General features: G+C 59.4%; 17 protein-coding genes. 9 read left to right on the forward strand and 8 right to left on the reverse strand.

What is annotated here, in order from left to right:
- Window positions 1-157: 157 nt before the first annotated feature.
- A complete protein-coding gene (locus ONR75_RS27205; protein ID WP_265079992.1) occupies window positions 158-2,317 on the forward strand; it encodes a malate synthase G in 2,160 nt (719 codons plus the stop codon).
- A 227-nt stretch (window positions 2,318-2,544) separates the two neighbouring features.
- Here ONR75_RS27205 and ONR75_RS27210 read toward each other — a convergent pair whose 3' ends face one another.
- The 3 genes from ONR75_RS27210 to ONR75_RS27220 all read right to left on the reverse strand — a co-directional run bounded on the left by ONR75_RS27210 (window position 2,545) and on the right by ONR75_RS27220 (window position 4,328).
- On the reverse strand, window positions 2,545-2,700 hold the full coding sequence (locus tag ONR75_RS27210; RefSeq protein ID WP_086937086.1) for a Thivi_2564 family membrane protein: 156 nt from the start codon (window positions 2,698-2,700) through the stop codon (window positions 2,545-2,547).
- Window positions 2,701-2,881: 181 nt separating this feature from the next.
- Window positions 2,882-3,526: a DUF2865 domain-containing protein gene (locus tag ONR75_RS27215; protein WP_265079993.1), complete on the reverse strand. Its 645-nt coding sequence runs from the start codon at window positions 3,524-3,526 to the stop codon at window positions 2,882-2,884.
- A gap of 22 nt (window positions 3,527-3,548) precedes the next feature.
- A complete protein-coding gene (locus ONR75_RS27220) occupies window positions 3,549-4,328 on the reverse strand; it encodes a L,D-transpeptidase (RefSeq protein WP_265079994.1) in 780 nt (259 codons plus the stop codon).
- Window positions 4,329-4,540: 212 nt separating this feature from the next.
- Here ONR75_RS27220 and ONR75_RS27225 point away from each other — a divergent pair, with 212 nt between their 5' ends.
- From ONR75_RS27225 to ONR75_RS27240, 4 genes are all read left to right on the forward strand, one after another.
- A complete protein-coding gene (locus ONR75_RS27225; RefSeq protein WP_265079995.1) occupies window positions 4,541-4,699 on the forward strand; it encodes a DUF3309 domain-containing protein in 159 nt (52 codons plus the stop codon).
- An 11-nt stretch (window positions 4,700-4,710) separates the two neighbouring features.
- The gene (locus tag ONR75_RS27230; RefSeq protein ID WP_265083817.1) at window positions 4,711-5,853 is read left to right on the forward strand and encodes an AI-2E family transporter; all 1,143 of its coding nucleotides are present in this window, start codon (window positions 4,711-4,713) and stop codon (window positions 5,851-5,853) included.
- Window positions 5,854-5,929: 76 nt separating this feature from the next.
- A complete protein-coding gene (locus ONR75_RS27235; protein WP_265079996.1) occupies window positions 5,930-6,301 on the forward strand; it encodes a DUF883 family protein in 372 nt (123 codons plus the stop codon).
- A 114-nt stretch (window positions 6,302-6,415) separates the two neighbouring features.
- The gene (locus ONR75_RS27240) at window positions 6,416-6,883 is read left to right on the forward strand and encodes a hypothetical protein (RefSeq protein ID WP_265083818.1); all 468 of its coding nucleotides are present in this window, start codon (window positions 6,416-6,418) and stop codon (window positions 6,881-6,883) included.
- Between the two features lie 68 nt (window positions 6,884-6,951).
- Here the strand turns inward: ONR75_RS27240 and ONR75_RS27245 are convergent, their stop codons facing one another.
- Entirely contained in the window at window positions 6,952-7,347 is a 396-nt protein-coding gene (locus ONR75_RS27245) for a hypothetical protein (protein ID WP_265079997.1), read from the reverse strand.
- 332 nt (window positions 7,348-7,679) lie between these two features.
- Between ONR75_RS27245 and ONR75_RS27250 the strand changes: the two genes are divergently transcribed.
- The 3 genes from ONR75_RS27250 to ONR75_RS27260 all read left to right on the forward strand — a co-directional run bounded on the left by ONR75_RS27250 (window position 7,680) and on the right by ONR75_RS27260 (window position 10,413).
- Complete coding sequence (locus ONR75_RS27250) at window positions 7,680-7,976, forward strand: hypothetical protein (protein ID WP_265079998.1); 297 nt, start codon at window positions 7,680-7,682, stop codon at window positions 7,974-7,976.
- A gap of 15 nt (window positions 7,977-7,991) precedes the next feature.
- On the forward strand, window positions 7,992-8,978 hold the full coding sequence (locus ONR75_RS27255) for a hypothetical protein (RefSeq protein WP_265079999.1): 987 nt from the start codon (window positions 7,992-7,994) through the stop codon (window positions 8,976-8,978).
- Window positions 8,979-9,108: 130 nt separating this feature from the next.
- Window positions 9,109-10,413: a hypothetical protein gene (locus ONR75_RS27260; RefSeq protein WP_265080000.1), complete on the forward strand. Its 1,305-nt coding sequence runs from the start codon at window positions 9,109-9,111 to the stop codon at window positions 10,411-10,413.
- A 262-nt stretch (window positions 10,414-10,675) separates the two neighbouring features.
- Here the strand turns inward: ONR75_RS27260 and ONR75_RS27265 are convergent, their stop codons facing one another.
- Entirely contained in the window at window positions 10,676-12,094 is a 1,419-nt protein-coding gene (locus tag ONR75_RS27265) for an ATP-binding protein (RefSeq protein WP_265080001.1), read from the reverse strand.
- 807 nt (window positions 12,095-12,901) lie between these two features.
- Here ONR75_RS27265 and ONR75_RS27270 point away from each other — a divergent pair.
- On the forward strand, window positions 12,902-13,336 hold the full coding sequence (locus tag ONR75_RS27270; protein WP_265080002.1) for a recombinase family protein: 435 nt from the start codon (window positions 12,902-12,904) through the stop codon (window positions 13,334-13,336).
- 9 nt (window positions 13,337-13,345) lie between these two features.
- On the opposite strand, the gene tnpC is transcribed toward ONR75_RS27270, so the two are convergent.
- The 3 genes from tnpC to tnpA form a co-directional block, all read right to left on the reverse strand.
- Window positions 13,346-14,869, reverse strand: a complete 1,524-nt coding sequence (gene tnpC / locus ONR75_RS27275) for an IS66 family transposase (RefSeq protein WP_265079592.1) — start codon at window positions 14,867-14,869, stop codon at window positions 13,346-13,348.
- An 85-nt stretch (window positions 14,870-14,954) separates the two neighbouring features.
- Window positions 14,955-15,311, reverse strand: coding sequence for an IS66 family insertion sequence element accessory protein TnpB (gene tnpB, locus ONR75_RS27280; protein ID WP_265079591.1), 357 nt, complete (start codon window positions 15,309-15,311; stop codon window positions 14,955-14,957).
- Entirely contained in the window at window positions 15,308-15,748 is a 441-nt protein-coding gene (tnpA, locus tag ONR75_RS27285; protein WP_265079590.1) for an IS66-like element accessory protein TnpA, read from the reverse strand. The genes tnpB and tnpA overlap by 4 nt, the downstream gene beginning before the upstream one ends.
- Between the last annotated feature and the right edge of the window lie 321 nt (window positions 15,749-16,069).

Here is a 16,069-nt window from a genome sequence, read left to right on the forward strand (position 1 = left end):
CGCCGACGCGCGGGCCCCTGCCACAAGGCGAGAAAACCGGGGTCTTTCAGCCGCCGCGCTTTATCGCTAAAAGGACGGCAGGACGCCGTGTGACGCCGTTTGGCCGTCACTTTCCCTGAAAATTGAGCAGAATTGCCGCTTTCGCGAGAAATCACACATGAAACGCATCGACGCCCACGGATTGAAGATCGCCCCCGTCCTGTTCGATTTCATTTCCAAGGAAGCCACCCCCAAGACCGGGATTTCGCCGGACGCCTTCTGGGTCGGCCTTGCCGGAATCGTCGGCGATCTCGGCCCGAAGAACCGCGCGCTGCTCGCGGTGCGCGACACCTTGCAGGACAAGATCGACGCCTGGCATCGCGCCAACAAGGGCAAGAGCTTCGACATGGCCGCCTATACGGCGTTCCTCAAGGAGATCGGCTACCTGCTGCCGGAGCCGGCCACAGCCAAGGTCGAGACGACCAATGTGGATGAGGAGATCGGTCAGATCTGCGGTCCGCAGCTGGTGGTACCGCTGACCAATGCGCGCTACGCGCTGAATGCTGCCAATGCGCGCTGGGGTTCGCTCTACGACGCACTGTACGGCACCGATGCGATCCCGCACGAGGCCACCGACGGCGGCAAGGGCTACAACAAGGCGCGCGGCGACCGCGTCATCGCCAAGGCCAAGGCATTCCTCGACCATGCCGTGCCGCTGGCCACCGGCAGCCACACCGACGTCACCGCCTACAGCATCGTCGCCGGCCAGCTCTCCGCCAAACTCAAGAGCGGCAACCTGACGGCACTCAAGAACCAAAATCAGCTGAAGGGCTATCTCGGCGACCTCGCCGCGCCGACCTCGATCCTGCTGATCAATAACGGCCTGCACATCGAGGTGAAGATCGATCGCAGCAACACCATCGGCAAGGACGATTCCGCTGGTGTCGCCGACATGATCATCGAATCCGCAGTCTCGACCATTCTCGACATGGAAGACAGCGTGGCGACGGTGGATGCCGAGGACAAGGTGCTGGTCTATCGCAACACGCTCGGCCTGATGGACGGCACGCTTTCGGCAGACTTCGAGAAGGGCGGCAAGACGCTGAAGCGCTCGCTTAACAAGGACCGCGTTTACAAGGGCCTCGACGGCAAGGATGTCACGCTGCACGGCCGCAGCCTGCTCTTGATGCGCAATGTCGGTCACCACATGTTCACCGACGCGGTGCTGGACTCCAAAAGCGAGGAAATCCCCGAGGGCCTGCTCGACGCCGCGGTTGCCGGCCTGCTCGCCATCCACGATCTCAAGTCGACCGGCCTGCGCAACAGCCGCACCGGCTCGGTCTATATCGTCAAGCCGAAGATGCACGGCCCCGACGAAGTGGCGCTGACCTGCGAGCTGTTCGGCCGTGTCGAGAAGATGCTGTCGTTGCCGGAGAACACGCTGAAGTTCGGCATCATGGACGAGGAACGCCGCACCACGGTGAACCTCAAGGCCTGCATCCAGACTGCCTCGAAGCGGATCTGCTTCATCAACACCGGCTTCCTCGATCGCACCGGCGATGAGATCCACACCTCGATGGAAGCGGGCCCGATGATCCGCAAGAACGACATGAAGGCCACCGCCTGGATCAAGGCCTATGAAGACTGGAACGTCGACATGGGCCTGGTCGACGGGCTTCCCGGCCATGCCCAGATCGGCAAGGGCATGTGGGCGGCGCCCGACAAGATGGCCGACATGCTCACGCAGAAGGTCGCGCATCCGCAGGCCGGCGCCACCACGGCTTGGGTGCCGTCGCCGACCGCGGCAACGCTGCATGCCCTGCATTATCACCAGATCGACGTTGCCGCGCGCCAGCAGGAACTGAGCAAGGGCGGACCGCGCGCAAAACTGTCGGACATCCTGACCATCCCGGTGTCGCAGTCCAACTGGGCGCCCGATGACGTCAAGCAGGAGATCGACAACAACTGCCAGGGCATTCTCGGCTACGTGGTGCGCTGGATCGACCAGGGCGTCGGCTGCTCCAAGGTGCCGGACATCCATGGCGTCGGCCTGATGGAAGATCGCGCCACGCTGCGCATTTCCGCGCAGCATCTCGCCAACTGGCTGCACCAGGGCGTCATCACCAAGGAGCAGGTGATGGAATCGCTGAAGCGCATGGCGGTCGTGGTCGACAAGCAGAACGACGGCGACGCGCTGTATCAGCCGATGGCCCCGGGCTTCGACGGCGTCGCCTTCAAGGCCGCTGCCGACCTGATCTTCAAGGGCCGAGAGCAGCCGAACGGCTATACCGAATTCATCCTGACCGCGCGTCGTCGCGAGGCCAAAGCGGCGGTGTGATTGGCTCTTGCTGGGCGTTACTCCCCGTCGTCATCCTGAGGCGCTCGCCCGTAGGGCGAGCCTCGAAGGATGCGGAGCGGGCGCCAGCGCTTGCGGTGCATCCTTCGAGGCCGTCGCAAGAGCGACGGCACCTCAGGATGACGATGGACTTGTTGGCTGCCAGTTGCCGCAGACATAAGAAGCCCCGGCGGATCCGCCGGGGCTTTTTCCTATGAATTCTAATGGCGTCAGAAAACCGCGATATATTTCAGGAGCGAGATCACACCGAGGATGATCACCACGACGCGGCAGATCTGTTTGGCCCGGCCGTCAATCGGCAGCAGGTTGATCAGATACAGAATGAGAATAACGACGAGAAACGTGATCAGGACGCCGACGAGCATAGCGATAACCCCCACTTGGTGAACGGATGGCAACGTCGGCTGGTGCGCGTTGCCTGATACTGGAACAACGTGGACCCAACGTTTGGGTTCCATATGGGGAACAGAGATTGCGCGCCCTGTTTCTTCAGGCAAAGGGAGCCCGCGGCGGCTTCACCGCAGACCTTGCACGGGACCAATCCGTTCAATCGGAAGCGACTACCGGCACGCGTTCATATCTGGCGCGAAGCGACGCTGGGGCGGGTGACATATTCAGCGACGCTCCACGCCTGTCCGGGCTTCGGGCCACCATCAGGCCATCGGCACCCGCCACGATATCGCCTTTGCGCAGAGTCGGATCGTCCTCGATCTTGACCGCTGCAAGCCCCGCCGGGTCCTTGCCGTTGCAGGTGCAGCCGGAGACCAGCTCATTGCGGTAGCGGAACGCATTGGGCAGTTCGGAATACGGCTTTCCAGTCTCGGTGGCAGCCTGATCGATATTGCTCCCGTAGACCACCTTGGTCTCGCTCGACGGGCAGAAATTGTTGCACGAGGCAGCGCGACTTTGGCTATCCGAGCCCGTGATCGGGAAATAACGGCCATCGCAGGTACGAACACAGAATGCCTGACGGCCACCGCCCGTGCTGCGCGGTCGCGTGTCATGCGGTTGCACAGGCCCGCCATCGCCGGCGAACGGTATCTGGATCGACGGCGCCGGCCCACGCCCGCCCGCAAGCGAACCGAACAGGGCCGACAGAAAATCCTGCGCCTGGACCGCACTCGATGCACCGCCGACAGAAAACACGGCCATCAGCCCGAGTGCCAGGCGCTTGCGTGATATCCCAGTCATCGCGATCTCCGATCTGTAGCTGTTAGTACAGCGACGACATCGAGACGTTCATCGCCTGTCGGCCGTTCTGCGCAGATGACGGGCGGACCCGACTATCGCTCACGGTGCGGGGCACGGGTGCATTGCGCGCCTCAAGGCGCGGGGCGCCGGTCTTCGGCAGCACGACCACCTTGGTGCCGACATCGACCCGGTTGAACAGGTCGGCGACATCCTCATTGGTGAGGCGGATGCAGCCCGACGACACGAACTTGCCTATGGTCGACGGATCGTTGGTGCCATGGATACGATAGTCGCTGGTGCCGAGATACATCGCGCGAGCGCCCAGAGGATTGCCCGGACCGCCTGCCATGAAGCGCGGCAGATAGGGTTGGCGAGCGATCATTTCCGCCGGCGGACGCCAGTCCGGCCATTCCGCCTTGCGCGTCACGGTCTGCGTGCCGGACCATCTGAAACCTTCGCGGCCGACGCCAACGCCGTAGCGCACAGCGCGTCCTTGTCCGAGAACATAATAGAGCTGAGTATTGGCGGTATCGATGACCACGGTGCCGGGTGCCTCGCGGGTGTCGAAAGCAACGATCGCGCGGCGAAGCCGCTCCGGCACTACATTCGTATCGTTCTCGTCGACGTCGGGGTTCGCCATCACGTCGGACGGGAAGGCGTTCTCTGGCGATGCGTAGCTCATCACCTGCGCCGAGGCGGCGGTCGCCATTAGCGCCGTGGCAGTCATCAAAGCCGCGGCAAATAGCAATGCACCAGAGGTGCGGAGCGACTGCTTGCGATTTGCGGAAGATGCCTGTGTCATGATCGGCCCCGTTGTGATGCGTCGCGTTGATATCCGCTGTACCAACCCGACCGGAGCCCCGTGGTTCCCAGCGATGCGACGCATTCCGAGGCTGTCAACCACCCCCGCAATCACGCTTTCGCGACGGAACCTTAACCGCGTTCCGCTGTTGATAGCGTTGAACGCGGACTGGACCGCGGGTGGCATTTCCGCCCATCGCGAGATCACAGCTCATGTCGCTTGGCACCATTCTGATCATCGTCCTGGTCCTTGTCCTGCTCGGTGTCTTTCCGAGCTGGGGCTACAGTAGCGGCTGGGGGTACGGGCCCTCCGGCGTTGTCGGTACCGTGCTTGTCGTCATCCTGGTGCTGCTCGTCCTTGGTAAGATCTAGCCGTGGCCCGGATGGCCGGCAGCCGCGACAATCCGCCAGGCCGGGTTCGCGCCGTTTCTAACGATGCGCAAGCTGGCACGCCACTGCCTGACAGCAACGCCGAACAGCCGCCGGTGATCCGTCGTGCACGTGCAGAGGTGGTGGCCTTCACGCTGGTTTCCCTGTTGCTGATTACGGTGGTGGCCGTTCTTTACGTGGCCAAGGCGTTCTTTCTGCCGATCGTGACCGCCTTCATCGTCGGCACCATGTTGTCCCCGGCCGCGAACTTTCTCGAGCGCCACCGCATTCCGCGCGCGGTGTCTGCGGTCCTGATCGTCACCTTCGTCTGCGCCGGCATCGCCTTCATCGTCGGACTGATTTCCTCGCCATTGGTGGAGTGGACCAACCGTCTGCCGGAGCTCGGCTTGCGGCTCAAGGACAAGCTGCACATTTTCGATCGTCCGCTGGCGCTGTGGCACCAGGTGCAGAACATGTTCGGTGCCACGGACCCGCTTTCGTCCACCAAGTTTGAATTGCCGAAGATCGACTGGGTGCAGCCGACGCTGGAATTCCTGTCGCCGACATTCACCGAATTCCTGCTGTTCTTTGCCATCCTGGTGTTGTTCATCGCCAGCTGGAAGGATCTGCGTCGCGGGCTGGTGATGAATTTCGCCGACCACGAGTGGCGGCTGCGAACGCTGCGCATCCTCAATACGATCGAGACCAGCCTGGGCGGTTACCTATTTACGGTGACCATGATCAATTTCGGCGTTGGCATCGCCACCGGCCTGATCTGCGCTGTCACAGGCATGCCCAATCCGGCCGGACTCGGCGCGCTCGCGGCGACGCTGAACTTCTTTCCCATCATCGGTCCCGTGGCCATGTTCGTGATCCTCGCCGTTGTCGGCATCATCGCGTCATCGACCCTCGGCGCCGGCCTGATCGCGGCACTGGCCTTTGTCGGACTGACCTTCCTGGAGGGGCACTTCGTCACCCCGGCGATTATCGGCCGTCGACTGCAGCTGAACGCCCTTGCGGTGTTCATCGCGCTGGCTTTCTGGACCTGGCTGTGGGGGCCCATGGGAGGCTTCCTCGCCTCGCCCCTGCTGATCGTCGGACTGGTCCTGAAAGAGCATTTGATGCCCGTCAATTCGCCTCAGCTGCCGCCGGACTAATCTGGTCCGGCTGCGGGAACTTCCGCAAAAACGGGGCGTTTGTGCCTCGCATTCTCCAAGTCGCAGGAGCACAGGGATGTCGAGTATCGATGGCGAAGGTGAAATCAAAAACCTCGCAGAGAAAGACACTTACAATCGTCTCGAAAAGGACCTCACAGCCGTGAAAAACGATATCGCAGCACTCACCGACCAGATCACCGATGCGCTCAATGCCTTCACCGGCCAGGCCAGCAAACAGGCCCGCCGTGGATTCAAGCAGGCGCGCGCCAACGTCGATTCCGTCATGTCCGACGTTTCCGAACGCGGCAATGCCGCCTTCGACGCCGCGCAGGACGCAGCCTATTCCTTCGAGGAAACGCTGGAAGACGTCGTCCAGCAGCGCCCGCTGGCGACCGTCGGCCTGGCGCTCGGCCTCGGCTTCCTGATCGGCGTGACGTGGCGCCGCTGACAATTAAATAGTAAGCCCTTCAGGACGGTTGGGCGGCTCTGACCTGATCTGACGGCGCCGCGCAGGCGCCGTCAGATTGTTTTAAGCTATCGTTTTTTGAATGCGGGGGCGTTTATGTTTCAACGAATGATCGAGGATTTCAAGTCGGGCACCGGTACGGCGGTTCGCATGACGTCGCTCGCTGCGGCGGCTGGGTTTGCGCTGTTCGTGACGCTGGCGTTCCTGAGCGCTGCGGCTTTCATGGCGGTGCTGCAGAAATATGGTCCCGTGGAAGCCTGCCTGACGGTGGCCGGCATCTTCCTGGTGATCTCGCTGATCGTAGCGGCGGTTTACACGAACAAAAAACGGCAAGCCGAAATTCGCGCCGCAGCGGCTGCTGCAGCCGCACGAGAAGCCGCGAAATCCGCGGCCTCCTCGATCCTGGCTGATCCCATGCTGCTTGCCGCAGGCCTCCAATTGGTCCGCGCGGTCGGGCTCAAGAAACTGATCCCCCTGCTCGCCGTTGGCGGCGTAGCGCTCGGTTTTCTCATGAGCCGCAATACTGCGGCCTCCAGTGACGAAGAGCCAACCGACGCGGAATAGTCGTTAAGCGTACCGTCAGGTGATGCAGCGCCCGGGCTGCAGATGCTTAGCAACTTCGGTCAAAACGCTCACCACCGGTTCGCAAGCGACGGTCGACTTTCGCGGGGTGGGGGCCGTACCGCTATCGGTGCAGGGCCGTTGTTCACGGTTTCGACGTTGGCGGGCTTCGAATGAAGACGTATCAGGACTGACGTGTCAGCAAGACTGTCCGATTTGAATAACAACGTCGTTCCCGAAGCCAGCGGCAAACGGGGCGCTCCCCGGTCCGCCTTGGCAGCGCGATTGACGCTACTTTGATCGGACTGGATCTGGCGGATGTCGCCATGGATGCTGCCGAGATCACTACCGGAGGCGAACTGGATCGCACCGAAGGTTGCCGTTGCCGCCAGCACTCCAAAAATTCCGTTCAAGACCTGAGACATCGCCGCCTCGCTCGTCGCTCTCCAGCGCCATTCGACGCCCATCCTAGCAACGTAGTTGTCGAGGCTCAGTTCTTGATCGTTCGATCAATTAACCGTGTTTCTCGCATCCGCCGGAACGTTTTTTCGGATTGTGCGTCAAGTCTGCAGCCGGTCGTCCCCTGCCCCAAAAGACCGGCGACGCGGGGCGCGGCTGTGGTGATGCCAGCTGCGCCTCGCATTCTTTTTACTGATTTTATTACATTATTTTCGCTATTCTGATATGATCCCCACCTTCGACCCCACCATTGATTTCGTAGCCATTTCCTATACGCCGCCCCTGGCGCCTGCAAGGGACCGCGCAAGGGCGCTCGTCTATCACAACCCGCAATCCTGTCGTGACGCTGCATCTGTCCCTTCAGTTTCGGGGCATAAAAAATGCCGAGACAAGCGTGGTGTTTCCGCTCAGCCCGACGCGTGTGCTACACATTGACAATCGGATGTCGGAACCGGATGGACATTACTATCCGCTTAGAGGCAGCGCCGGAGGTTTGAACGGCTTGCTTTGGCGGTACGCAATCAATGCCATGTATTCGTCGCGGCATACCGACCATGTTTGCGCCGAGATATGCGCGGATGCCGATCAACAAGGCTTTGCTCTCGCGTCCGGCAATGATGGGCAACGCAATGTGTAACGGTAAGGAGTGACAATGTCTGCGCCGGACATCGACTTGACCGGCCCGCAGGCGGTTGCAAACCCCAAAATTGTCTATCTCGATCAAAACAAATGGATTGATCTGGCGCGCGCCGTCAAGGACCCCGATGGCTATTCAGAGCACTACTCAGTGCTCGAAAAACTCGTGGAAGGGGCAAAGGCTGGTCGCCTCATTGTCCCGCTGACGCAAACGAATATCTATGAAACGCACAAGATTTCCGATCCAGAACGGCGGCATGATTTGGCGTTTACGCAAGCGAACTTGAGTCAGGGGCGGGTTTTTCGTGGACGGCATAAACGGCTTGAAGTTGAAGCCACGGACGTAATGCGTCGCGCTTATGGGCTTGATCCAATACCTCGTCCATCCAACTGGTTTCTCTCAAACGCATTCTTTGAAGCCGCAATCGAATGGAACAATGACCGGCTCGGAGGAATGGTCTCATCTCGTTTATTTGAGGCAATTCAACAAGACCCGCCACGCTTTCTCTATGAATACCTCATGAACACGCCGGAAGCGGTGCGAGTGGCGGCGGTGAAGAGGTTTTCAGAAGATTCCGAAAAGCTCAGGCAGCGAGTAGAAGCACGTCGAACTCGCGATGCAAACGAGTCGCTCTCCATGCGCCGACGAATTTACAGCGCAAATCTCATGGTAGACGATCTTGAATTGCTTTCCGACTTCATATCCAGGGCATGCCTTCCAACTACGAATGAGAATCACGTTCTTCGCAAATGCGCAAAGAAGCTGATCGCAGAATCCCCTTCGTATTTCATTGAACGAGAACTCACCCTCAAGCTGGAGACTCAATCAAGAGAAATAGCCGAGAATGATTTTCGGGATATGCAAGCGTTCTGCGCCGTCGTCGCTTACGCCGACGTGATCGTTGCTGAGAACATGTTTTGTAGTCTGGCGAGGCAGGCGGGACTGGATAGCAAATACAGTACCCAGATCGTAACCAACCTTCTCGAACTGAAGGCCGCCTAACGTGAGACAGAAAAGGTGCGCGCGAAGCCAAGGCAAGCGACCCAGCGGCCTACCCCCATTCGACTGCATTGCGCGCTGCAACATCTGCCTCGAAGTTGCATCACCGCCTTGATGCGCGTAGATTAATTTCATGAGTTACAAAGCCCTTTCAATAGACAATCTTCTCATTAATCGCGCAAATGATCGTCACGGCGAACTCGAAAACGAGACGGCTGCAATCGCGTGGCTTTTCAACAATCGCGAGCAACACATGCGCAACCTCGCGCGTGACTTGGCTCGGACCGGTGAAATATACGAGCCACCGCTTGTTTCACCGCAGGGAGATAAGTTCATTGTCTTCGACGGCAATCGTCGCGTCACGTGCCTAAAACTGCTTGAGGATCCCCGCCGGGCCCCCACCGTCGAGCTTCAAGACTTCTTTCGCGAACAACGCGTCGCATGGCAAGGCGATTTCCCATCAACCATTGTGTGTCAGGTGGAGGCGGACCGGGATCGGGTTGATGACATCCTGTTCCGTCGCCATACGGGGTCGCAGAGCGGCATCGGTCAAAGCACGTGGGACGACCGGATGAAGGATAACTTTGTCCAGAGGACGGGCAAAGGAGGTGGACTGAACGTAGCCGATGAGATCGAGAAGCGCCTTGCTGCAGCAAACCGCTTGCCGGGTAAGAAAAAGATTCCGCGCTCCACTCTGAATCGGCTGTTGTCAGCAGAAGCATTTCGCAATCGGGTCGGCATTACCGTCTCACGCGGCAAGTTCGAATTTACTCACGATGAGGCGGTCGTTCTTGCCGCGCTACAAAGAATTGCAAGTGACCTCGCTTCCCGTGATATTGTCCTTGGCGATCTTTGGGATGTAGATGGCAAACGAAGTTATTTAGACAAACTCGAACGCGAGGGCGTTCTGCCATCGGCCAACAATGCGGCTCCAAAGCCGAAGGCCACCGCCAAGCCGCCTGAACCCGCGCCGAAGCCGACTCCCGCCCCCAAACCGACGCGGCGAAAGAATCTGATTCCGCAGATAGAATATAGCGTCGCATGGGCCGGTCGAATCTATCGACACAAGGCTATTTGGGAAGAACTTCAATTTCATCTCGACTTGAGTATCCATGCAAATGCGATATCGGTTCTCTTTCGCGTTTTGCTGGAACTGTCGATTGAGAACTATGTCAGTCAAACCAAACTGGCGTCAATAAATCCTGGCGACAAACTCTCCCAACGAGCGCTCAAGGTGGGCGCTGATTTGCACGCAAAAGGTAAGCTCAACGACAAGGAATTTGGCATCGTCAAAAAGTTTCCGCAGCAAGATCACTTGTTTTCGATGGATACTTTGAATCGTTACGTTCATTCTCCCAACTTTGCCCCCTCGCCGGAGCATTTGACCGCGATGTGGGACACGACGGCATTCTTGATCGTTCTCTGCCTCAATGTCTAGGCGTTGCTTAGCTGAACCTTTATCAACCTTGAACGTTGGATATTTTGCGGGCTTTAGCGGCACAATATTGGCGGGTGATACTCCGGCATCACGCCATTTCCAACGGCGGAACTCTTCATGCAGGTCTTCGATCCGCCCACGCAAGCGCTTAAGTTGCTCGGCCTCGTCCTTCACGTCCTTGTAAGAGATTCTCGACTTGTCACGGTGGTGCGCTTTGTTAAGCAAGCTTAGACAGCCCGCGCCGTCCTTAAGGGCGACATCGTTACAGAAGTCGACGACCAGCTTCCTTCGGAAAAGTTCGTTTGGCGGCTTGCCGACTAGACCGCGCAAACGTCCAAGGTAGTTCGGCAAGGGTGATCGCTTCGCTGTTAATTTCAGCAATGAGTTTCTCGACGTTGTCGACCTGTTCGTCTGTGAGCCGGGCCAGGCCTGCTAACCTCGCGCAACTGGAAAGCTTTCCAAAATCGCTCAACTGTTGAAGCGCAGGCGACACACTGTTCTCAAGGTTGTCCCGTGCCGCCTTATCCGAGGGATCGAAGTCGGTTCCAAGAACGTTCTTCGCATCCTCTAAAGCACGCTCTTTACAGGCAGAAAAATGTTGCTCGGTAGCTGTCAATTCGTCTTCGAGTTTTCCGGCACTCGCCGGGTCGGGCAATGCGCCTGCGGGTTTCAGGCTCGGCGTCTCGTCGATCAGACTCTGAAGATCATTCCGGGCTTGCCTGAACGCGTTGTTCAGACCATCTATCTCTTCCTTCCGGCCCTTCGTGAATTCCTTGCCGATGCGTTCCTGCGTCCTCTTTGCATGCTTCGCAAGATCAACCAAATCAGCAAGTCCCGTAAGTTGGGCAATTGCCTGTCCGAATTCAGAAACCGAACCGATCTGGATAAATGGTAGTAGCCCAGGTATCGTTGTGCCGATCTTTGCTGCGATCGGATCGATACCCAACGACGCGATATCCGCCGCTGTCTCATCGACAGCGCCCTTGGGCGTGCGCTTCTGTGTCCTGCGAACAGGAGGTAGCTTGTTCGCGTCCTCATCGGCAAAGGTGAGTTCGACCCACGTATCGAGAGGCAACCGTTCGCGCGATAAGTCTGGCGGAAAGCGCGTGTCGGGTAGTGGGGTAACTGGCGTCAGTTTGTACTCACTCGATGGGCTTGACGCGTCGAGCTGAATTCGACACGCAAACTCCTCTTCGGTCTCTTCAGGCTTGCGCTGTGGGCGGAGCAGTTGTCCGGTCAGACACCAAATAATGGCGTTAAGAACAGACGTTTTCCCCGATCCATTCCAGCCTTCCAGCAGTGAGATTGGCTTCACGGGTTCGAAGACAAAACTTTCAGGTGACCGGCCGCCGTCGCTGAAGGCGTGCAGGCCGCCAAAGCGGTGTGCCTCGACCTTTACCAGGGTAAGTGAGCGTCTTTTCTGTACTGTTGGAGCCTTAGTCTGCGCCAACGAAGGCGGTTTAACCTTTGCCGCGTCCACGATGGCTTCAGCATCGGTAACAGAAACATTGCCAGCCCATTTTGCACGGTTCTTGAAATACCAAGCGAGCACCGCACGAGCTGTCTCGTTGTCAAGCGAATGAGTTTTGCCATCGGCACCGACAGCAATTGCCCGCCCTCCGATCAGAGCAGTGCAAACGCTTTCCACGGTATGCAGATGGAGCGGACGCGCTTCAGTCATAGGGCCTGCTTGGTGTGTATTGAGCGTCTAGATACCCGCATTGATTGCACATTGTGATACGCTGAACCAATGGCCGCAATGACTATGTAAGTACCGGCGTCTGCAGCGCGCGATAAAAGGCGACTCGTGGCGCACATAAGGACGGGCAGCCAATTGGTAGCGGGGTGGAAAGGCTGGCGCCACGCATGCCCTCTATGGGCAACCAGTCAGCACGTTTCAAATGCCACCCATCGCACGACGCGACAGCGCATGTGTCACCTGGGCCTATCGTTTAATTTTGCGAGTTCAGGCACCGCAGATTGAATTCGAGCGACTTCGGGACCAGAAACATAAGGCGTAGGGGCTTCGGCTCCAGGCGACGACACCTTTCGGGATTTCATGTGCCAATCATGTGCCATGTAGAAAATTGTAGCGTTTGGAAAGCAACTGGAATGCGACGCCATAACAATATGATAATACTAAGCTTTTAGCGATAATGGATGGTAACGTTCAGTAAGCGCCTGCAAGACATGAAAAAGCCCGCGAGATGCGGGCTAATTCATTGTAATCATTTAAGAAGTTTGGTTGCGGGGATAGGATTTGAACCTATGACCTTCAGGTTATGAGCCTGACCGTCGTGCAGCTATTGATGGGGCTGCCCGCCCACATTCGAGCAATGCCAATGGTCCATTTTGGTTGAGCGCTGGCTGTACCGAAAACCCATCCGTTTTTGACACAGCCAGCCATTGATTTCGTTGACCAAATTCCTCTTGTCCAGCTGTACCGAAATCATGTATATTCGGTACAGCCTCAAGGGGGTGGCTATGGGTGGCGCATATCAAGCGCGTGGCGCTCTACCTGAGGGTATCGACGCACGATCAACGTACAGAAAATCAGCTTCGTGAGCTTACCGAAGTCGCAAGTCGGGCGGGTTGGAATGTCGTAGCGACATTCACCGATACGGGCATATCTGGCGCTAAAGGCCGAAAGGATCGCCCTGGGTACGATAAACTACTCAACGCAATCACTCGGCGCGAAGTCGACCTCGTCGCCGCATGGTCGGTCGACCGGCTGGGGAGATCCCTGACTGACCTATTATCGTTCCTCGGCGAAATTCACGCAAAGGGATGCGACCTATACCTGCATCAGCAAGGCCTCGACACAAGTACGCCTGCTGGTCGCGCAATGTTCCAGATGATGGGCGTCTTTGCCGAGTTCGAGCGCGCAATTATTAGGGAGCGGGTCATGGTGGGTTTGGCGTAAGCGTCGTTCTCAGGCCACGGCTCTGAGGTCTTGCTTTTGGTAGGCCCACGGCAAGAGCGCGTCGATGTCGCGGTTGGGATGACCGCTGGCGATCCTGGTAAGGACGTCTGTCAGGTAGCCGAGCGGATCGATATCATTGAGTTTACAGGTCTCGATCAGCGAGGCGATGGTGGCCCAGTGCTCGGCACCTCCGTCGGAGCCCGCGAACAAGGCATTTTTCCGGTTCAGTGTGATCGGGCGGATAGAACGCTCGACGGCGTTGTTGTCGAGTTCGATGCGGCCATCGTCGAGGAAGCGGGTGAGGCCCTCCCAGCGCGACAGCGCATAGCGGATTGCCTCGGCGAGCTTGCCCTTCTGGCTGATCAGCCCGAGTTTTGCGCGCAGCCAACTCTCCAATGCGTCGACCAGCGAGCGGCTTTTCTGCTGCCGCACGGTCCGACGCTCCTCGGCGGTGCGGCCGCGGATGTCGTTCTCGATCGCATAGAGCGCGGCGATGCGCTGCAGCGCTTCGCTGGCGATCGGCGCAGGTCCGGGTGTGGCGAGCTTGTAGAAGTTGCGCCGCACATGGACCCAGCAGAACGCCAGCTGCACGTCGCCGCGCTCGGCCAGCCGGCGGTAGCCGGCATAGCCATCGACCTGCAAGATGCCCCTGAAGCTGTCGAGATGGGCGATCGGCCGCTCGGCCTTGCGGTCCGGCGCGTAGACATAGGCCACGCCTGGCGGCTCGGATCCGTTCCATGGCCGGTCGTCGGCGGCATAGGCCCACAACTGCCCGGTCTTGGTGCGACCACGACCAGGATCCAGTACCGGCAACGTCGTCTCATCGGCAAACAGTTTTGGCCGCTCTCTGAGCTTGTCGAGCAGGCGTTGGTGCAGCGGACGCAGATGCCAGGCGGCATGGCCCACCCAGTCTGCCAGCGTCGAGCGGTCTAGGTTGACGCCCTGGCGGCCATAGATCTGGGCCTGCCGATACAGCGGCAGATGATCCGCATATTTGGAGACCAGCACCTGGGCGATGGTGGCTTCGGTCGGAAGCCCACCCTCGATCAGCCGCGCCGGCACTGGGGCCTGCACGACGCCATCCTCACATTGGCGACAAGCGTATTTCGGCCGGATCGTGACCAGCACCCGGAACTTCGCCGGCACGATATCCAGCCGCTCGCTCTTGTCTTCGCCGATCCGGTGCAACGCGCCCTGGCAGCAGCGGCAGGTCTTGTCGTCGATATCGATGGTGGTCTCGATCCGCGGCAGATGCGCCGGCAGCGCGCCGCGATTGGCCCGACGCTTCGCAGCTCCGGCCTGTCGTGCGGCCGGTGTCGCCTGCTCAGCTTCCGCGACGTCACGCGCCGCCGCCTGCTCGACGTCTTCCAAACCGAGCTGCATCTGGTCCTCGGGCAGCGTCTCCGCCCGGCGGCCAAACTGGTGGCGCTGCAGGTCCCTGATGATCTGACGCAGCCGTTCGTTCTGCACCCGCTCGGCGAGCAGCATCGCTTTCAAGGTCTCGGAATCATCGGGCAATGCGTCGCGCGGCATGATCAAATCAGATCATATTTACCAGCATTTTGCGACGTGCTCGATGCTGCTGATTCACTTTGCCACAGCAACAAACGTCCAGGCGTTAGCCGGGCTGTGCCGGCGTCACCGTCTCGCGCGCCGCGTGGACACGCCGCCAATCCAACCCTTCGAGCAGCGCCGACAATTGCGCGGCCGACAAATGGATCACGCCATCTTCGATCTTCGGCCAGCGGAAGATGCCGTCCTCCAGCCGCTTGGCGAACAGGCACAGACCCGTGCCATCCCAATACACCAGCTTGATCCGATCCGCGCGCTTGGCACGGAACACGTAGACCGCGCCCGAGAACGGATCCGCCGCCATGCTCTCCCGCACCAGGGCCGCCAACCCATCGGCGCCCTTGCGGAAGTCCACAGGCCTGGTCGCCACCATCACCCGGACCGCGCCCGTCGGGCCGATCACGCTCCGGCTTTCAGCGCCCGCAACACCGCGGCGATGGTGTCCGACGGAGCGCCCGCGCCGATGCGCACCGTCACGCCGTCGATCGCAACCTCGATCATTCCGCCAAGCGGTTCGTCCCGCTGCTGCCGCCGCGCCTTGCGCTGTCGAGATCCCGCAGTCTCGCACAGTGCCGCGGTAACCACCGCCGGGACGAACCGTGGTTCATCATCCTTGGAAACGACCGCCTGAGCTTCCCTGACTCGCCGGCGCCAGCCAAACAATTGCTGCGGTGACAATCCGTGCCGCCGCGCCACGCCGGAAACAGAGTCGCCACTGGCTTCGATCTCCGCAACGACCCGCGCCTTGTCCTCGGCGCTCCACGTCCGCCGGCGCCCCGCACCGGTGAACACCTCCAGTCGCCGAACCGGCTTGGTGATAGCACTATCCACTGTGTCCATTCTAAGCCTAGCGGTTCGAACGAACCGAAACGTCGCAGATCAGCACGTCAACCGAAAGGTGCGGCCGGGACGACGCTTACGGTTTGGCGAGAGCGAAGGCCGAAGGAAAGGTGCTGGGTCGACCGACCGTCGGGACCGCGGTGGAGCTAAAAATCCGAGAGCTGAAAACATCCGGGTTTGGAATACGAAGGATCGCCAGCGATCTTGGAATCGGCGTTTCGACCGTACAAAGGGTAGTCAATGTCGGCGTCGCAAAAACGTAAGAGCGAATGCCTGCTCCTGGAGATATTCGCCGCTATCGCCCGCAAGGACTTCGATGAC

It is taken from the genome of Rhodopseudomonas sp. P2A-2r, from assembly GCF_026015985.1.
GTDB lineage: Bacteria > Pseudomonadota > Alphaproteobacteria > Rhizobiales > Xanthobacteraceae > Tardiphaga.